Consider the following 17,647-nt stretch of genomic DNA (forward strand, 5'->3'; position numbering starts at 1 on the left):
GGCTCGTCCGGCCGCTGCCGCCGGCCGTACTCGCCTCCGCGGGGATCATGGAGACCTTCGCCCACGGGCAGGACATCGCCGACGCGCTCGGCAAGGAGCGCACCCGCACCGACCGGCTCTGGCACCTCGCCTGGTTCGCCACGCTCACCTGGGACTTCGGCTACCAGGCACGCGGCGAGCAGGCCCCGGAGGTCCAGTTCCGCTACGAGCTCACCGCCCCCGAGGGCGGCACCTGGGAGTTCGGTCCGGCCAACGCGGAGCAGCGCATCACCGGCCCGGCGGAGGACTTCTGCCTGCTCGTGACCCGCCGCCGGCACCGCGACGACCTCGCGGTCACCGCCACCGGCGAGCACGCCGACCGGTGGCTCGACATCGCGCAGGCCTACCGCGGGCCCGCCGGCGAGGGACGCCGGCCGGGCCAGTTCCCCCGCTGACGATGGCGGTCCGGGCGGTACGCGGCGCGATCCAGGTCGACCGGGACGACCCGGCCGCGATCGCGGCGGGCACCGTCGAGCTGGTGACCGAGGTCGTCGAGCGCAACGGTGTCCACCACGAGGACATCATCAGCGTCGTGTTCACCATGACGGCCGACCTGGCGAGCGACTTCCCCGCGGCCGGCGCCCGCGGCCTGGGCCTCACCGACGTGCCCCTGTTGTGCGCCACCGAGATCGGCGTGCCGGACTCGCTGCCGCGGGTGATCCGGCTGCTCGCCCACATCGACAGCGACCTGCCGCGCTCGGCGATCCGCCACGTGTACCTGCGTGGCGCCGTCGCGCTCCGCCCCGATCTCGCCGCCTGAACCGAGGAGGAAGCACGTGGTCATCGTGATGGCGTCGGACGCGGAACAGTCTGATGTGGACGCCGTGATCGACCGGGTGGAGTCCGCCGGCGGCCAGGCGTTCGTCAGCCGCGGCGTTAGCCGGATGATCATCGGTCTGGTCGGCGACGTCGACGCGTTCGCCACGCTGAACCTGTCCGGCATGCGGGGCGTCTGCAACGTCACCCGCATCTCCACCAACTACAAGCTGGTGAGCCGCGAGCACCATCCGGACCGCTCGGTGGTGCACGTGCGCGGTGTCCCGATCGGCCCCGACACGGTGACGCTGATCGCCGGGCCGTGCGCGGTCGAGACGCCCGAGCAGACGCTGGAGTCCGCGCGGATGGCGCAGGCGGCGGGAGCGACGCTGCTGCGCGGCGGCGCCTTCAAGCCGCGCACGTCGCCGTACGCGTTCCAGGGGCTCGGCGAGCTGGGCCTGAAGATCCTCGCCGACGTGCGCGAGGAGACCGGCCTGCCGATCGTCACCGAGGTCGTGGGCGCGCACGAGGTCGACATGGTCGCCGAGTACGCGGACATGCTGCAGGTCGGCACCCGGAACATGCAGAACTTCACGCTGCTGCAGGCGGTCGGCGCGGCCGGCAAGCCGGTGATGCTCAAGCGGGGCATGAACGCCACCATCGAGGAGTGGCTGATGGCCGCGGAGTACATCGCGCAGCGCGGCAACCTGCACATCGTGCTGTGCGAGCGCGGGATCCGGACGTTCGAGACGGCGACCCGCAACACGCTGGACATCTCGGCGGTCCCGGTGGCGCAGCGGCTGTCGCACCTGCCGGTGATCGTCGACCCGTCGCACTCGGGCGGCCGGCGGGACCTCGTGCTGCCGCTGAGCCGGGCGGCCATCGTGGCCGGCGCCGACGGTGTCATCGTCGACGTCCACCCCCAGCCGGACCTTGCCCTGTGCGACGGCCCCCAGGCCCTCGTCGCCGAGGACCTGGCGGACCTGTCCCGCACGGTCGCCGAACTGACCGTCTACATGGGACGCAACGCGCCGACCAGGCGGTTGCGCCGGGCGAGCTGAATGCCAGGAAGGCGTCCTTCAGGGCACCCAGTGTCCGGAAGGCGTCCTTCCTGGCCGTGCCGAGCAGGGATCTCGGGGCTGGCACATCACTCGTAGAGGACGGCCCTGATCTTGTCGTCCTCGACGTTCGTCTTGTCGTACCAGTAGAAGCCGGTGTCGACGCTCTTCGGCTGGTCCGTGCCGTCGATCGCCTTCATCGCGGCCCGCACCAGCTCGCGGCCCATGTTGATCGGGTCCTGGGTGACGGCGCCGGCCATCGAGCCGTCCTTGATCGCGTCGATCTGCGCCTTGCCGGAGTCGAACCCGACCAGCTGGATGCCGGACTTGCCGCTCTCCTCCACGCCCTTGATCACGCCGATCGCGGAGCCCTCGTTGGACGCGTAGATGCCCTTCAGGTCCGGGTTCGACGAGATGATCGACTTGGTGATGTTGGCGGACTCGGCCTGGTCACCGCCGCCGTACTGCGGGTCGAGCACGGTGATGTCGGGCGCGTTCTCCTTCATCCACGCCATGAACCCGTCTCGCCGGTCGGTGCCGGACTTGCTGGTCTGGTCGTGCACGACCATCGCGACCTCGCCCTTGCCGCCGACCAGCTCGGCCATGTGCTTGGCGGCCTCGGCCGCGGCGGCCTTGTTGTCGGTGGCGACCGTGGTCACCGGCACGTCACTGTCCACACCGGAGTCGAAGGCGATCACCGGGATGTTCTGCGACTTGGCCTGCTGCAGCAGCGGCTCGGCGGCCTTGCTGTCCAGCGCGGCGAAGCCGATGGCCTGCGGCGTCTTGGCGATGTCGTTGGTGAGCATGTTGATCTGCTCCTCGACGTCCGCCTCGGTCGGCGGGCCGACGAAGGTGACCCGCGCGCCCTGCTTCTCCGCCTCCTCGTCGGCGCCCTGCTTCACCGCCTGCCAGAACTGGTGCTGGAACCCCTTGGACACGATGGCGATGTAGGGCTGGCCGCCACCGGCACCGCCGGCGCCGCCCTCCTCGCCGCACGCGGTCAGCGAGAGGGTCAGGGTGGCGCCGAGCAGGACGGCGGCGGCCTTGCGCATGTTCATGGGTCAGGCCTCTTTCTTGCGGAGGATGTCGGTGTAGACGGCCACGAGGATCACGCAGCCGAGGATGACGTTCTGCCACTCCTGCGGGATGGACATGATCTGCAGGCCGTTGTTCAGCGTGGAGATGATCAGCGCGCCGATCAGCGTGCCGACGATGGACCCCTTGCCCCCGGACAGCGAGGTGCCGCCGATGACGACCGCGGCGATCGCCTGCAGCTCGTAGCCCATGCCCGTGGCCGGCTGGGCGGACCCGAGTCGTGCGGAGATCATGATGCCGGCGAGCCCGATGAACAGCCCCGCGAACGCGTAGACCGCGATCTTCCACCGGCGCACGTCGATGCCCGACAGCGCGGTGGCCTCCTCGTTGCTGCCGATCGAGTACGTGTAGCGGCCGAGCAGCGTCTTGGTCAGCAGCACGCCGGCGATGACCGCGACCCCGATCAGCACCAGCACCGCGTTCGGGAACTGCACGCCCGGGATGACGTTGCCGGTGGAGATCTTCGTGTACGACGGGTCCTCGCTGAAGTAGATCGGCGCGCTGTTCGACAGCACCAGCGCGAGCCCCTCGGCGACCAGCATCATCGCGAGCGTGGCGATGAACGGCGGGATGCGCAGGATCGCGATGTTGATGCCGTTGACGAGCCCCATCAGCCCGCCGAACAGGACGGTGCCGACGAGCCCGACGGCGATCGGCAGGTCCAGCTTCACGATGAACACGCCGGACATCACCGCGCACAGCGCCATGCCGGTGCCGATCGACAGGTCGATGCCGCCGCTGATGATCACGAACGTGGTGCCGATGGCGAGCGTGCCGATCACCACGGTGGAGAACAGGATCGCGGTGAAGTTGCCGTAGGTGAAGAAGAACGGGCTCGCGAAGGAGAAGAACGCGTAGATGACGAGGAGGCTCGCGAACGCCAGGAGCTGCTGAAGTCTGCCTCTGGCCACGGTGACGAACCCACTCGCCTGCTCTCGCGTGCGCACCGCCGTCATGCGCCCTCCCCTTCCGCCGCGCCGGTCTCCACCGGGTCGAGGCCCAGCTCCTCGGCGTCCTCGACGTTCTCGTCCGGGCGCAGCGTGGCGAAGTGCATGATGCTTTCCTGCGTCGCCTCGGCGGCGGTGAGGACCTGGGTCACCCGGCCCTCGCTCATCACCACCACCCGGTGCGACATCCGCAGCACCTCCGGCAGCTCGGAGGAGATCATGATGATCGACTTCCCCTGCGACGCGAGCTCCTCGAGCAGCCCGTGGATCTCCTCCTTGGCGCCGACGTCGATGCCGCGGGTGGGCTCGTCGAAGATCAGGATGTCGCAGTCGCGCACCAGCCACTTGGCGATGACGACCTTCTGCTGGTTGCCGCCGGAGAGGAACTTCGTGGTCTGCTCGACGGACGGCGTCTTGATCTTCAGCGTGCCGACGTACTCCCCCGCCTTCGCCCGCGCGGCGCGGTCGTTGATGAACCCGGCGGTGGCGAACCGATCCCGCAGCGCGCCGAGCGTGACGTTGGCCTTGACGTCCTTGTCGAGCAGCAGACCGTAGCGCTTGCGGTCCTCGGACAGGTAGCCGATGCCGTGCCGTACCGCGTCGGCCGGGTGCCCGACGCGGATCGGCTTGCCCCGCAACAGGATCGCGCCACCGTCGGTCGGGTCGGCGCCGACGATCGCCCGCGCGGTCTCGGTGCGGCCGGCGCCCATCAGCCCGGCGAAGCCGAGGATCTCGCCCTCCCGCAGGTCGAACGACACGTCCTTGAGCCGGGTCGTCGTCCCGGCGGCCTTCGTGCGCAGCCCGACGACCTCGAGGACGGTCTCCCGGTCGTCGCGGACGTCGCGCGGGCCGGTGGTGTCGGCGATCGTGCGGCCGACCATCATCGAGATGATCTCGCGGGTGCTCGCGGCGGCGATGTCGACGGTGTCGACGTACTGGCCGTCCCGGATGACCGTGACCCGGTCGGCGATCCGCTTGATCTCCTCCATCCGGTGGGAGATGTAGATGACGCCGGTATCGGGTCCGACGAAACGTCGGATCAATTCGTGGAGGGTTGCCACCTCGGCGTCGTTGAGCGCCGCGGTGGGCTCGTCCATGATCAGGACCTTGGGCTCGTAGGACAGCGCCTTGGCGATCTCCACCATCTGCTGGTTGGCGACGGTCAGCCCGCCGACCAGGGCGTTCGGGTCGAGCGGCAGGCGCAGCCGGTCGACGAGCTCGCGGGCGTCGCGGACGAGACGGCGCTCGTCGAGCAGGACCCGCAGCCGGCGCGGCTCGCGGCCGATGAAGACGTTCTGCGCGACGGTCAGGTGGGGCACCAGGTTGAACTCCTGGTGGATGATGCTGAGGCCGAGCTCCATGGCGTGCTTGGGCCCGGCGATCTCCAGCGGTTCGCCGTTCATCGTGAACAGCCCGCGGTCGGCCGGGTAGATGCCGGTCAGCAGCTTCATGAGGGTGGACTTGCCGGCGCCGTTCTCGCCCACCAGCGCGAGAACCTCGCCGGCGCGCAGCTCCAGGCGCATGTCGGAGAGGGCCCGCACCCCGGGGAAGGTCTTGTCGACCTCCGTCACCTCGAGCAGCGGCACGGGGGCGGTGTCGGGGACGGCCGTGTCCAGGTCAGCCATGAGCCCGCCCATTCATCGGATGACCCGACGACCGAGCCGTGCTCCGCGCGACGATGCGTGCCACGAACGCTCCCGCTCCCTGGACGTGATCTATCCAGGGAGGTTAGACATCCGATGTCTGACCCGTCAAGCATTCACACCCGATGACGATCACCGGTTAGCTGGTACCGCGTCGTCACCAAAGCCGTCAGCGGGCCGTCACCAGGCCGCGGTGCGCTCCCAGGTGTCCAGGTAGACCTCCGCGCCGCGGCCCATGTCGTTCGTGATGGCATCCGCGTCCGGGCCGGAGGCGACCTTCAGGTCCGCCATCCAGTCCGGCACCATCCCGTAGTGGGCCATGCCGTCGGCGTTGAGGTCGAACACCCGCTGACCGGTCCGCTGACGGTCCACAGTAGACCCGCCGTCGAAGGTCTGGAACGGGTAGTGCAACGGGTTGGCCGCCGCGTCGGGCCGGGGTCCGGGCTGCGCGCCGAAGCCGCCCGTGTCGAACCCGGCGCCCAGGCCGCCCGGGTAGTTCGGCACGTTCCGCAGCGTCCGCCAGTCCGCGGTGAACTGCTGCGTGCCGTTCCCGTACGGGCCCGCGATGCCGCCCAGCGCGAAGATTCGCTCGTAGTACCCCGGGTCCAGCCACGAGTGGCTCGACACGACACCCGGGTAGGCCTTCTCCTCCAGCAGCGACAGGGCGCTGTCCATCGACTTCACGCCCATGTGGTCGATGTCGATCATCATGCCCCGGGCCATCATGCCTTCCATCGCGTAGCGGCCCAGGTCGGTCAGCCCGTGGATGTTGCAGTGTGGTGCGCTCGGGTAGACCGGCAGCGTCACGCCGTCGGGCAGCAGCGCCTGCAGCGGCCCGGCGAGCAGGTCGCTCTCGAAGGAGACCGGGTTGTCGTGCCGCGGCCCGGTGCAGGTCTCCGCCTCCCAGAAGCGCCCGGTGGTCCACACGTTGCCCGCGTTCACCACCACGCCCTGGGTGCCCTCGTCGAACCGCACGCCGCACAGCGCGTTGTCGAACTTGTGGCAGACGAACATCCGCCGCACGCCCAGGTCGTACATCTCGTCCAGGCCGGCGTCGATGTCCGCCTGCGTGCACTGCGGCACGTCGCCGTTCGCGCTGACCTTGATGCCGCAGCCGAACGGCTGGGACACCTCGACGCCGAGCACGACCGCGAGCTTGCCCTGCTCGATCACCGAGCGGGCCTGCCCCGGATCGGTCACGATGCGGAACCAGCCCTTGCCCGGCCCGCCGTTCCTCTCGTCGATGAAGCTCTCGAGCTGGCGGATGCGCTGCGCCTGCAGCCGGACCGCGTCCATGTCGTCGCACGAGTTGTGCTTGATCGGGTAGATGTCGCACAGCGCGGAGTTGTTGACGAAGAGGTTCGTGTAGACCCGCAGGCCGCCGCGCCACGCGCGCTCGATCCACTTGTAGTACTGCGCCTCGTGGGTCAGCGAGTTGTGCTTCGGCCAGTCCTTGAAGGTCGGCCAGCCTTTCGTGTCGTGGGTCAGCCCCGGGTACGCGCCGGACACGAGGTTCTCCAGCCACCCGCCCAGGCCGTGCGGCTCGTGGTCGGGGCAGTCGACGAGGGCGGCGGTGATGCCGTACGGGCTGAACGGCTCTCCACAGTGGATGTCGCCGCCCATGAACTCGTACGCGGTCAGGTGGTTGTGCAGGTCGACGATCCCGCGGACCTCGCCCTCGGGCGTCGTGCCGGACAGCGGTGTGCCGTCGATGTTCAGCTCGGCCTCCGGCGCGGCCGCGCAGCCGCCGGCCTCCTCCAGGGTGAACTTCGTGGCGGTGCCGCGCAGCGCGAGGATCTTGAAGATCGAGTCGACCGCCAGCTGCTGCCCGGCCGCCGGCGAGGAGATCGTCACCTCGTTGCCGGACGCGGTCAGCTTCCAGTCGGCCTGCGGGCCGGCGGCCGCCGACTTCAGCACACCGAGCGAGCCGAGACCGGTCGCGACGAAGTCGCGCTCCGTGCCGTAGAACAGGTAGCTCGCCTGGCTGGTGCGCTGCAGGCGGAACGGCTCGGTCGGGCCGGACCCGGTCGCCTGGTAGCCGCCGAGCACGTTGCGCACGACGTACTTGCCGGACGGCGCCTTCAGCGCGACGCACGCGCCGTCGAGGTTGTTCACGTCCGGCGCGGCGTTCGCCTCGGTCGGTCCCGGGATCGTCACCACCCCGGCGACGAGAACCGCGGCGACCAGCCCCAACCACCGTTTGCGCGCCATTGCTACTCCCCGGTAAGTAGACCGATCCATACCTTGGCGGGGCCGTGGCGGGGTCGTCAACCGCCGATCAGCGGGCAATCCCTGCCAGAACCTCTCGACCATCTGTGAACGCCGCGGCGTCCAGGCCGGACAGCCGTGCGCGCACGGCCAGCAGGAACTCCTCTTGGGCGGCCGGCTCGAGGCGGGCGAGCCGGCGGGCGCCGACCCCGAGGTTGGTGTTGTGGTCGACGAACTCCTCGCGGCTCTGCTCCCTCGACCACGGCACGGGCCCCACGTCCACCTGGGCGAAGCCGGCTTCACCGAAGACGTTCGCGAGCTTGTCCGGGGTGTTCAGGATTACGTGCCGGCTGACGAGGGCGTCGTCCTGCGGCGCGCCGGCGCGGTCGAGCTCCTCGTGCCAGATCTCCACGGCACGCATCGGCCGGTCCTGCCCCCACACCGCGACGCCGACCGTGCCACCGGCGCGCACGACGCGCCGCACCTCCCGCACGCCGGCGGCCGGGTCGGGCAGGTGGAACAGCATGAACGCCAGCACGGCGACGTCGAACGCGCCGCCCGCGAAGGGCAGCCGGGCGGCGTCGACCACCACACGAGGGAAGTCGACGGACGCGCGGCGCAGCATCCCGGCGGCCCGGTCCGCGCCGACGACCGTCGCGGCGGGCGCGGCGTCGCGCAGGTCCGGCAGCAGCGTGCCGACCCCGGTGCCGAGGTCCAGCACCCGACCCGCGCCGGTGAGCGGCAGCCGGTCCAGCAGTCGCCGGGTCACCGGGTGCAGCACACCGGCCCATTCCCGCTCGTAGGCGGCGGCCGAGCCGGAGTAGTGGTCGGCGAGCGTGCGGACGGGGTCGTTGGCTGACGCGTTCACGGCGCCACCGTACGTCGGTGCGGCGGGCGTAGGTTGGCGCCATGCGGTGGCCGGACTTCGCCGAACGCGCCCCCGAGCTCGCCGGGCACGGCTGGCGGCTGCTCGCCGAGCGGCACGGGTACGCCTACCTCGCGACGACCGCCGCCGACGGGAGTCCGCGCGTGCACCCGGTCGCCCCGATCCGTGGTGAGCGCGGCCTGTTCGTGGCGGTCGGCCGGGCGTCGCCGAAGCTGGCGGACCTGCGCCGCGACCCGCGAATGGCACTGCACGCGACGGTGCTGCCCCCGGACGACGAGGAGTTCACGCTGCGCGGCACGGCGCGGGAGGTCGCGGACCCGGCCGAGCGCGAGTCCGCCGTGGACGGCGTGACCGACGGCGCTCGGCTCAGCGAGCGGTTGGCGCTCTTCGAGATCGACGTCCTCGCGGCGGGCTGGGCCCGGTGGTCCGACGGCACCCCGACCCGGCTGCGCTGGCGCGCTTCGAACCGTCTGCAGTGACGTGTGTGGACGGTCGGGGTTGCGCGCGGGTGCAAGCCACCATCGGGGAGATCGTTGTGCACGTGGAAGAACGTCGCCGGGCTCGTCGCCGCCTCGGCCGCGGTGAGCGCCTGCGCGGCGGTTATGGTCACCAACTTGCCGCTGCCGGTCGAGGACCGGGAGGCGCAGATCGTGAACGGCCTCGACGCGATCCGCGCCGCGGTGCCGGACGCGCCGGTGCCCTACTTCCGTGCAGCGGGCGGCGGCGACCGCCAGCAGACCCTGGCCGCCCTGGCGCGCTGCCTACCCTGGCTCGCCGACCAGGGCTACGAGTTCGACCTGCCCGCCTAGCTCCGCTCGATCAGGCGGCCGACCACGTCCGGACCCGGGTGTGCGGTGCCCGAGCCGTCGCGGCGCGGGTCGGGCTCGGGGAGCTCGACGGCCGAGCCCGTGCGCGACACACCCGCCGGCCGGGAGCCCACCCAGCCGAGCGCCAGCCTGGTCTCCCCCCTGAGGAAGCGCTGCGTGCGGACGCCGCCGGTGGCGCGGCCCTTCGCCGGGTACCTCGCGAACGGGGTGACCTTGACGCTCTGTCCGGTGGCGGTGACGACCATCGGCTCGCCGTGCTGGTCGTCGTCGGTGCGCACGGCGGCGAAGAACACCACGTGCGCGCCCGCCGCCAGGTTGATGCCCGCCATGCCGCCGCCCTTGAGTCCCTGCGGTCGCACGACCGAGGTGGCGAACCTCAGCAGCGAGGAGTCCGACGACAGGAAAACGCACGCCTCAGTCCCGTCGGTGAGCCAGGTGGCGCCCATGACCTCGTCGCCCTCCTTGAGCCCGATCACCTCGAACTCGTCGGAACGCACCGGCCAGTCGGGCGCGCACACCTTCACGATGCCGTGCCGGGTGCCCAGTGTGAGGCCGGCCGCGCCCTCGGCCCGCTCGCCCAGCGGCGCGATGCCGACGACCCGCTCGCCCTTCTCCAGCGGCACCAGCTCGCTCGCCGCCATGCCGCCGCCGAGCGACACGGTGCCGACGTGCTCGGGCAGCACCGGCAGCGGCAGCACGTCGGTCTTGAACGCCCGGCCGCGGCTCGTCACCACGAGGATCTGCCCGCGCGCGGTCGTGTGCACCAGCGCGGCGACCGCGTCGTGCTTGGCGCGACCACTGCGCCGCCGCGCCTCGGTGGCCTCCTCCGACTCGGCCGCGGTACGGGCCACCAGGCCGGTGGCCGACAGCAGCACCTGGCACGGGTCGTCGGCGACCTCGAGCGGGCCGGCCGGCTTGGACGCGGCGAGCACCTCCTTGAGGTCGCCGTCGATCAGCGCGGTGCGCCGCTCGCCGGCCAGGTCCTTGGCGATCTTGGCGAGCTCGTTCGAGACGAGCTTCTTGAGCACCGAATCGTCATCGAGGATCTTGGTCAGCTCGGCGATCTCCGCGCGCAGCCGGTCCTGCTCCTGCTCGAGCTCCAGCTTGTCGTACTTCGTCAGCCTCCGAAGTGGAGTGTCCAAGATGTACGTCGCCTGGATCTCGGTGAGCTTGAACCGCTTCATGAGGCCTTCCTTGGCCTCGGCGGCGTTCTCGCTGGCGCGGATCAGCCGGATCACCTTGTCGATGTCCAGCAGCGCGATCAGCAGGCCCTCGACCAGGTGCAGCCGTTCCTCGCGCTTGCGGCGGCGGAACCGGGTGCGCCGGGTGACGACCTCGTAGCGGTGCCCCAGGAACACGTCGAGCAGAGCCTTGAGCCCCAGCGTCCGCGGCTGCCCGTCGACGAGTACCAGGTTGTTGATGCCGAACGACTGCTCCATCGGCGTGAGCCGGTACAGGTCGGAGAGCAGCGCCTGCGGGTTCACGCCGACCTTGCACTCGATGACCAGCCGGGTGCCGTTCTCGCCGTCGGTGAGGTCCTTGACGTCGGCGATCCCGGTGAGCCGCTTGGACTTGGTCACCTCGTCGGTGATCTTCTCGATGATCTTCTCGGGGCCCACCGCGTACGGCAGCTCGACGATCGTGATGGCCTGGCGGCCGCGGCTGCCCTCCAGCGGGCCGATCTCGACCTTGGCCCGCATCCGGACCACGCCGCGCCCGGTCTCGTAGGCGCGGCGCACCTCGTCGAGGCCGAGCAGCATCCCGCCGGTGGGCAGGTCGGGGCCCGGCACGAACTCCATCAGCTTGTCGAGTGTCGCGTTGGGATGGTGGATGAGCCAGCGCGCGGCGCCGATGACCTCGCCCAGGTTGTGCGGGATCATGTTGGTGGCCATGCCGACCGCGATTCCGGAGGTCCCGTTCACGAGCAGGTTCGGGAAGGCCGCCGGCAGCACGGACGGCTCCTCCAGCGAGCCGTCGTAGTTGGGCCGGAAGTCGACGGTGTCCTCGCCAAGCTCGCCCACGAGCAGCATCGCCTCGGGCGAGAGCCGCGACTCGGTGTTGTGGTTGACGAAGCCGCCGGCGAGGAACGAGTGGTCGGCGGACCGCACGCGCACGGAGTAGACCTGCGCGGGCCCGGCCGGCACCGCCGAGGTGACCTCCTCGAACCGGTACCCGGAGTCCATCACCGGCAGGATCGTCGCCAGGATCTCCTCGCCACCGACCCGACTGCCGATCTCGTCGACCAGCCGCGCGCGGTCGGTGGCCCAGCGGGAGAGGTCGACCCCGGCGAACTCGCTCACGAACGGCACGCTGTCCACATGGGACACCGTGAGCGAGCGCCCGCGCCGCTTCGCGACCACGCCGAGCTCGGCGAGCAGCTCCTGGAGCTCCGCGGCCTGCTCGACCGACCCCGCGGTGGCGCGGCCACGCAGGTCTCCGCCGAACGCGGTCATCAGGTACGCGCGCTTGAGGCCCCAGCCGCCGGCCCACACCCGCTCGGGGACCGGGCCGCCCGCGGTGTGCGCCCGTGCTCCGGCGAGCAGCTCCTCGGCGGTCGGGGTGATGTCGGCACCGGCGTTGCGGGCGATGCACACGACCGTGCCGGGGCGGACCTCGTCGAGCCGGCGCCACTGGAACAGCGGCACGCCCAGCGGCGCGTCCAGGCAGAGAACCAGGTGGTTCTCGCTGCCGCGCAAGGAGAACCCAGACCGCGAGGCGATCCGCAGCGTGGGGTGGGTGCCCGAGTTGAAGACCTTCTCGACGCGGACCGCCTTGCCGTCCTTGTCGAGCACGTCGAAGTCGGCGTCGGCCTCGGCGTCGGCCGGCAGGTCGACCAGGTCGCCGATGCGCGGGCTGGCGCCGTCGGCCAGCCGGATCCGGGTGTCCCCGGTGACGCAGTACCGCGACGCGGCCGGTCCGTCGTCCGGGCTGCCGAAGTTGCCGTGGCCGTCGACGAGCGGGGCGTTCATCGAGAAGTCCTGCGCCAGGCGGACCATCGCGTCGTAGATCGCCACGTCGCCGTGCGGGTGGTAGCGGCCCATGACGTCGCCGACCACGCGGGAGGACTTCACGTAGGCGTGGGTCGGTCGGTAGCCGTTCTCGTTCATCGAGAACAGGATCCGGCGGTGTACCGGCTTGAGGCCGTCGCGCGCGTCGGGCAGGGCGCGGGAGTGGATGACCGAGTACGCGTACTCCAGGTAGGAGTCCTCGATCTCCGTCTTCAGCGGGTTGTCGAAGACGGTCGCGCCGGCGCGGTCGAACGCGGCCGGGTCGACGCGGGTCGTGCGGGCCTTGCGGCGTGCCATGTGTGCTCGTCCCTCAGAAGTCGATCGCTGCCTGGTCCACCCGGACCGAGGACTCCACCAGCCACGCCCGCCTCGGCTCGACCTTCTCCCCCATCAACAGCTCGAGCGCGCGCTCCGCCGCGTCGACGTCGTCGAGGGTGATCCGGCGGACCGAGCGGGTCGCCGGGTTCATCGTGGTGTCCCACAGCTCGTCCGCGTCCATCTCGCCGAGGCCCTTGAACCGGGGCACCGGCGTGACGATCTGCCTGCCGGCCTTCTCCAGCGCGGCGACCTTGGTCTCCATCTCCCGCTGGGTGAAGGTGAAGAAGGTCTCCGAGTTGCGGCCCTTCGTGGTGACCTTGTGCAGCGGCGGCATCGCCGCGAACAGCCGGCCGTCCTCGATCACGGGCCGCATGTACCGGGCGAACAGGGTGATCAGCAGGGTGCGGATGTGCGAACCGTCCACATCGGCGTCCGCCATCAGAATCACCCGGCCGTAGCGCATGGTCGTCAGGTCGAACGTGCGCCCGCTGCCGGCCCCGAGCACCTGCACGATCGAGGCGATCTCCGTGTTGCGCAGCGTGTCCGCCAGGCTCGCCTTCTGCACGTTGAGGATCTTGCCCCGCAAGGGAAGCAGCGCCTGGTACTCCGACACCCGCGCGTGTCGCGCCGAACCGAGTGCGGAGTCGCCTTCCACGAGGAACAGTTCGCTGCGGTTGATGCCCGTGGCGCGGCAGTCCACGAGCTTCGGCGGCATCGCGGCGCCCTCGAGGGCCGTCTTGCGGCGGGCGGCGTCCTTCTGCTGCTTCTGGGCGAGCCGCACGCGGGCGGCGTCGACCACCTTCTGCAGCACGGTCTTCGCCTCGGTCTTGGTGCGGCGGGCCTCGGTCCAGGCCTTCACCTGCTGCTCGACGATGGTCTGCAGCACCTTGGTGATGCCCGCGGTGGACAGCTCGTCCTTGGTCTGCGAGGTGAACTGCGGCTCGGGGATCCGCACGTGCACGACCGCGGTCATGCCCTCCTGGACGTCCTCCAGCGTCGGCGGGTCCTCCTTGGGCTTGAGCAGCCCGCGGGTCCTGCCGATCGCCTCGTTGACCGCCTTGAGGACCGCGCGGTCGAAGCCGCGGCGGTGCGTGCCGCCGTGCACGTTGCGGATCGTGTTGGTGAAGCACTCGACCGTGCGGTCGTAGCCGGTGCCCCAGCGCAGCGCCACCTCGACCTCGGCCCGACGCTCCACTTTGGACTGCATGACGCCGTTCTCGTCGGCGGCGTTCTCCCGGTAGGTGCCCTCGCCGGTGATCATCAGCATGCCGGACACGGCCTTCTCGCCCGACGGCGCGAGGAACTCGACCATGTCGGCGAGGCCGTGCGGGTAGGAGAACTTCTCCTCCTCGATGGCCCCCTCGGTCGTGTTGCGCAGCACGTAGGCGACGCCGGGGACGAGGAACGCGGTGTTGCGCAGCTTCGCCCGCACGGCCTCGATGTCCAGCGCCGCGGTGGCCTCGAAGTAGCGCGCGTCGTACCAGTAGCGGATCGATGTGCCGGTCGACTCGCCGCGCTTCATCTTCCGCTCGACCTGCAGGCCGGACTGCTTCTTGAACCTGCCCTTCGGGCCGGGCGCGTCGAACACGCCCGGCACGCCGCGCGCGAACGACATCTGGTGCACCTTGCCGTCGCGCTTCACGGTCACGTCGAACCGGTGCGAGAGCGCGTTGACCGCGGACGCGCCGACGCCGTGCAGGCCGCCGGAGGTCTTGTAGCCGGAGCCGCCGAACTTGCCGCCCGCGTGCAGCCGGGTGAGCACCAGCTCGACGCCGGACAGCTTCGACTTGGCGTGCACGCCGGTGGGGATCCCGCGGCCGTCGTCGTCGACCTGGACGCTGCCGTCGGCGTGCAGCGTGACAACGACCCGCTTCGCGTGGCCGGCCACGCCCTCGTCGGTGGAGTTGTCGACGATCTCGTTGAAGAGGTGGTTGATGCCCCGGCTGTCGGTGGACCCGATGTACATGCCGGGCCGCTTGCGCACCGCCTCGAGTCCCTCGAGATGCGTAAGATCGTCGGCCCCGTACAGCGTCTCCGCAGTCACCCTCAACTCCCGGTTCATCGGCGCCGCCCAAGATCGACATGCCGGTCGACGGCGTGCACCACGGTAGAGAGGGTATCGGCAGCCACCGACAACCCCTCGCATTTGGCGTGCGCCGAGCCGTGTGCCGGCGGGCGGGGCCTTGACTACCTGCGCTTATCGTCAACCGCGGCCGATGAACGGCATCGTCGTGGCCATCAGCGTGACGAACTGCACGTTGGCGTCGGGCGGCAGGCCCGCCATGTACGCCACCAACTCTCCCACGTGCGAGGCGTCCATGGTCGGTTCAGGACGCCGCGTCCCGTCCGCCTGCGGGGTGCCCGCGCCGAACCCGGCGGTCATCTCGGTGGCCGCGTTGCCGATGTCGATCTGGCTCACCGCGATGTCGTGCGCCCGGCCTTCGAGCGCCAGCGCCTTCGTCAGGCCGGTGACCGCGTGCTTGGTCGCCGTGTACGCGACCGAGTACGGGCGCGGGACGTGCGCGGAGATGGAGCCGTTGTTGATGATCCGGCCGCCGCGTGGATCCTGCGCGGCCATCAGCTCGAACGCGGCCCGGGCGCAGCGGAACGAGCCGGTGAGGTTCACGTCGACGACCGCCTGCCAGTCCTCTTCGGACACTTCGGGCACCGGTGCGCCGCGGCCGAACATGCCGGCGTTGTTCACGAGCAGGTCCAGCCGGCCGTACCGCGCGCGGACGTGGTCGAACAGCGCGGCCACCGACGCGGGGTCGGTCACGTCGGCCACGACCGGGTCGGCGCCGGCCACCGACTCGAGCGACGCACGGGTGCGGCCGGCCACCACCACCGTGTGTCCGGCGGCGAGCAGTGCGGTCGCGATTTCCCGGCCGATGCCGGACCCGCCTCCGGTCACCAACACGATCTTCGGTGTCGACACGGCAACCTCCCGGGAGTAGGCAGGACGACATGGACGGTATCCGGGTGGTCGCCTGCGACGTGTTCGGCACGACGGTCGACTGGTACGCCGGTGTGGCCGAGCAGGTGCGTGAGCTGCTCGGCGACACGGACGCCGGTGCGTTCGCGAGCCAGTGGCGGGAGCGGTACCTGCCGTCGATGGCGAACGTCCGCGAGGGCCGGCGCGACTGGGCCTACCTCGACACGCTGCACCGGGAGTCGCTGGACGAGCTGCTCGACCGGCACGGCCTCGACCCCGACGAGGACACCCGGCGCCGGCTCGTCCGCGCCTGGCACCGGCTGCCGGCCTGGCCGGACTCGGTCGAGGGCCTCACCCGGCTGCGCGAGCGACACATCCTCGCCGCCCTGTCCAACGGCGGCTTCGCGCTGCTGACGAACCTGGTCAAGGCCGCCCGGCTGCCCTTCGACTGCATCCTGTCCGCCGAGCTCGCCCGCACCTACAAGCCGGCCCCGGAGGTCTACCTGACCGCGGCCCGGCTGCTCGACGTGGCGCCGGACGAGGTGCTGATGGTCGCCGCGCACGGTTGGGACCTCGACGGCGCTCGCGAGGCCGGCCTGCGCACCGCGTTCCTGGAGCGGCCCGGCGAGAAGGGCCCGCACCAGGCGGCCGACCGCGGGATGGCGGCGGACGTGTCGGTGGCGAGCTTCACCGAGCTGGCCGACCTCCTCAGCCCAGCCGGCGCGGGCCGATGAGCGCCGCGATGCCGCTCAGGCCGTAGCCGACCGCGGGCCCGTACGCGCCGAAGGTCAGGCCCTCGCCGTCGGCGAACAGGTCCTGCAGCGCGTAGACGTGCACGCCGGCCATGCCCAGCAGGACCAACCCGGCGATCCGGCGGAACATGGCGAGGCCGGCCTTGAGCATGATCAACACGATCACCAGCGCGCCGACCCCGATGCCGACCGCGATCATCTCCTGGCGGGAGAAGCCCTTCTCCTCGCCGAACAGGCCGGCCGCCGGCCCGGCGCCGTAGCGCACGATCAGGTAGCCGATGCCGAGGATGGCGATGCAGGCGAAGATCACCTTGCCGGCCACCGACTCCAGCACCGACACCAGCGCCAGCACGATGCCGAGCGCGGCGAGCGGGTAGCTGAACACGACCAGGTACCAGCCGCCGAAGCCCTGCAGGTTGGCGTCGGTCGCGAGATCCCACAGCTGCGGCAGCGTCAGCTCCTCGCCGCCGGCGGCCGACGCGGACACCCACGGCAGCACGAGCATGCAGACCAGCTGCACCGCGATCCCGAGCAGACTCAGGATCAGTCCGAAGCCGGGCAGCCGGAGCCCGCGGCGGGGCTCGTCCGGGTACATCTCCCGCGCCGACGGCTGGTATGGCTGGTCGTAGGACTGGTACTGCTGGTCGTAGGACTGGTACTGCGGCTCCGGATACCCCGGCTGCTGGTACTGCGGCTGCTGATATTGCGGCTGCTGGTACTGCGGCTCCGAGTACCCCGGCTGCTGGTACTGGGGCTGCTGGTAGCTCTGCTCCGGGTATGCCTGGGCCCGGCGCTGCGGCTGCCCGAAGTCGGGGTCCTGGAACTCCCGCTGCCAGTCGTAGGGCCGGGGCTCGCCTTGGTGCGGACCGGGTCGCGACATGCACGAACCGTACCCGCCGCGCCCGTGAACGCAAGGTCAGTCCGGAACGTCCCGCTTCCAGAAGTCCCGCACGAGCGCGGCGAACTCCTCCGCGCGCTCGATCTGCGGCATGTGTCCGGTGTCGGTGAACAGATGCGTGCGCGCGTGCGGCAGCAGCCGCTTCGCCGCCTCCAGGTGTGCCGCCGGGAGGATGAGGTCGTGGGAGCCCCACACCACCAGCGTGGGCACGGCCGCCGTCGCGGTCGCCGCGATCAGCGCGTCTCGCCACGGCCGGCGCGTGCCGCGGACCGTGGCGAGC

General features: G+C 70.9%; 16 protein-coding genes. 6 read left to right on the forward strand and 10 right to left on the reverse strand.

Annotated elements, in window-relative coordinates:
- From ACRDSK_RS21480 to aroF, 3 genes are all read left to right on the forward strand, one after another.
- The coding region (locus ACRDSK_RS21480; RefSeq protein WP_431443012.1) for a maleylpyruvate isomerase family mycothiol-dependent enzyme at positions 1 to 434 on the forward strand (434 nt) is incomplete at its 5' end.
- Between the two features lie 2 nt (positions 435 to 436).
- Complete coding sequence (aroH, locus tag ACRDSK_RS21485; RefSeq protein ID WP_431443013.1) at positions 437 to 799, forward strand: chorismate mutase; 363 nt, start codon at positions 437 to 439, stop codon at positions 797 to 799.
- 16 nt (positions 800 to 815) lie between these two features.
- The gene (aroF, locus tag ACRDSK_RS21490; protein ID WP_431443014.1) at positions 816 to 1,856 is read left to right on the forward strand and encodes a 3-deoxy-7-phosphoheptulonate synthase; all 1,041 of its coding nucleotides are present in this window, start codon (positions 816 to 818) and stop codon (positions 1,854 to 1,856) included.
- An 86-nt stretch (positions 1,857 to 1,942) separates the two neighbouring features.
- Here aroF and ACRDSK_RS21495 read toward each other — a convergent pair whose 3' ends face one another.
- From ACRDSK_RS21495 to ACRDSK_RS21515, 5 genes are all read right to left on the reverse strand, one after another.
- Positions 1,943 to 2,911 carry an ABC transporter substrate-binding protein gene (locus tag ACRDSK_RS21495; RefSeq protein WP_431443015.1) on the reverse strand — a complete coding sequence of 323 codons (969 nt, stop codon included), beginning with the start codon at positions 2,909 to 2,911 and terminating at the stop codon, positions 1,943 to 1,945.
- 3 nt (positions 2,912 to 2,914) lie between these two features.
- Positions 2,915 to 3,904 carry an ABC transporter permease gene (locus tag ACRDSK_RS21500; protein ID WP_431443016.1) on the reverse strand — a complete coding sequence of 330 codons (990 nt, stop codon included), beginning with the start codon at positions 3,902 to 3,904 and terminating at the stop codon, positions 2,915 to 2,917.
- The gene (locus ACRDSK_RS21505; RefSeq protein ID WP_431443017.1) at positions 3,901 to 5,520 is read right to left on the reverse strand and encodes a sugar ABC transporter ATP-binding protein; all 1,620 of its coding nucleotides are present in this window, start codon (positions 5,518 to 5,520) and stop codon (positions 3,901 to 3,903) included. The genes ACRDSK_RS21500 and ACRDSK_RS21505 overlap by 4 nt, the downstream gene beginning before the upstream one ends.
- Positions 5,521 to 5,718: 198 nt before the next feature.
- The gene (locus ACRDSK_RS21510; RefSeq protein WP_431443018.1) at positions 5,719 to 7,749 is read right to left on the reverse strand and encodes a hypothetical protein; all 2,031 of its coding nucleotides are present in this window, start codon (positions 7,747 to 7,749) and stop codon (positions 5,719 to 5,721) included.
- Positions 7,750 to 7,816: 67 nt separating this feature from the next.
- Positions 7,817 to 8,614 carry a class I SAM-dependent methyltransferase gene (locus ACRDSK_RS21515; RefSeq protein ID WP_431443019.1) on the reverse strand — a complete coding sequence of 266 codons (798 nt, stop codon included), beginning with the start codon at positions 8,612 to 8,614 and terminating at the stop codon, positions 7,817 to 7,819.
- 41 nt (positions 8,615 to 8,655) lie between these two features.
- Between ACRDSK_RS21515 and ACRDSK_RS21520 the strand changes: the two genes are divergently transcribed.
- On the forward strand, positions 8,656 to 9,111 hold the full coding sequence (locus ACRDSK_RS21520; protein ID WP_431443020.1) for a pyridoxamine 5'-phosphate oxidase family protein: 456 nt from the start codon (positions 8,656 to 8,658) through the stop codon (positions 9,109 to 9,111).
- A gap of 54 nt (positions 9,112 to 9,165) precedes the next feature.
- Complete coding sequence (locus ACRDSK_RS21525) at positions 9,166 to 9,441, forward strand: hypothetical protein (RefSeq protein ID WP_431443021.1); 276 nt, start codon at positions 9,166 to 9,168, stop codon at positions 9,439 to 9,441.
- Here ACRDSK_RS21525 and ACRDSK_RS21530 read toward each other — a convergent pair.
- The 3 genes from ACRDSK_RS21530 to ACRDSK_RS21540 all read right to left on the reverse strand — a co-directional run bounded on the left by ACRDSK_RS21530 (position 9,438) and on the right by ACRDSK_RS21540 (position 15,720).
- Positions 9,438 to 12,764 carry a DNA gyrase subunit A gene (locus tag ACRDSK_RS21530; RefSeq protein ID WP_431443022.1) on the reverse strand — a complete coding sequence of 1,109 codons (3,327 nt, stop codon included), beginning with the start codon at positions 12,762 to 12,764 and terminating at the stop codon, positions 9,438 to 9,440. The genes ACRDSK_RS21525 and ACRDSK_RS21530 overlap by 4 nt on opposite strands.
- Positions 12,765 to 12,777: 13 nt before the next feature.
- A complete protein-coding gene (locus ACRDSK_RS21535; RefSeq protein ID WP_431443023.1) occupies positions 12,778 to 14,829 on the reverse strand; it encodes a DNA gyrase/topoisomerase IV subunit B in 2,052 nt (683 codons plus the stop codon).
- Positions 14,830 to 14,988: 159 nt separating this feature from the next.
- Positions 14,989 to 15,720 (reverse strand): SDR family oxidoreductase, encoded by a 732-nt coding sequence (locus ACRDSK_RS21540; RefSeq protein ID WP_431443024.1) that lies wholly within the window; start codon positions 15,718 to 15,720, stop codon positions 14,989 to 14,991.
- Positions 15,721 to 15,749: 29 nt separating this feature from the next.
- On the opposite strand from ACRDSK_RS21540, the gene ACRDSK_RS21545 reads away from it, so the two are divergent.
- Positions 15,750 to 16,451 carry a haloacid dehalogenase type II gene (locus tag ACRDSK_RS21545; RefSeq protein WP_431443025.1) on the forward strand — a complete coding sequence of 234 codons (702 nt, stop codon included), beginning with the start codon at positions 15,750 to 15,752 and terminating at the stop codon, positions 16,449 to 16,451.
- Here ACRDSK_RS21545 and ACRDSK_RS21550 read toward each other — a convergent pair.
- The gene (locus tag ACRDSK_RS21550) at positions 16,426 to 17,349 is read right to left on the reverse strand and encodes a hypothetical protein (protein WP_431443026.1); all 924 of its coding nucleotides are present in this window, start codon (positions 17,347 to 17,349) and stop codon (positions 16,426 to 16,428) included. The genes ACRDSK_RS21545 and ACRDSK_RS21550 overlap by 26 nt on opposite strands.
- A gap of 36 nt (positions 17,350 to 17,385) precedes the next feature.
- Positions 17,386 to 17,647, reverse strand: a 262-nt coding sequence (locus ACRDSK_RS21555) for an alpha/beta fold hydrolase (protein WP_431443027.1), incomplete at its 5' end; no start/stop codon positions are given.

The organism is Actinophytocola sp. (genome assembly GCF_050699915.1).
GTDB lineage: Bacteria > Actinomycetota > Actinomycetes > Mycobacteriales > Pseudonocardiaceae > Actinophytocola.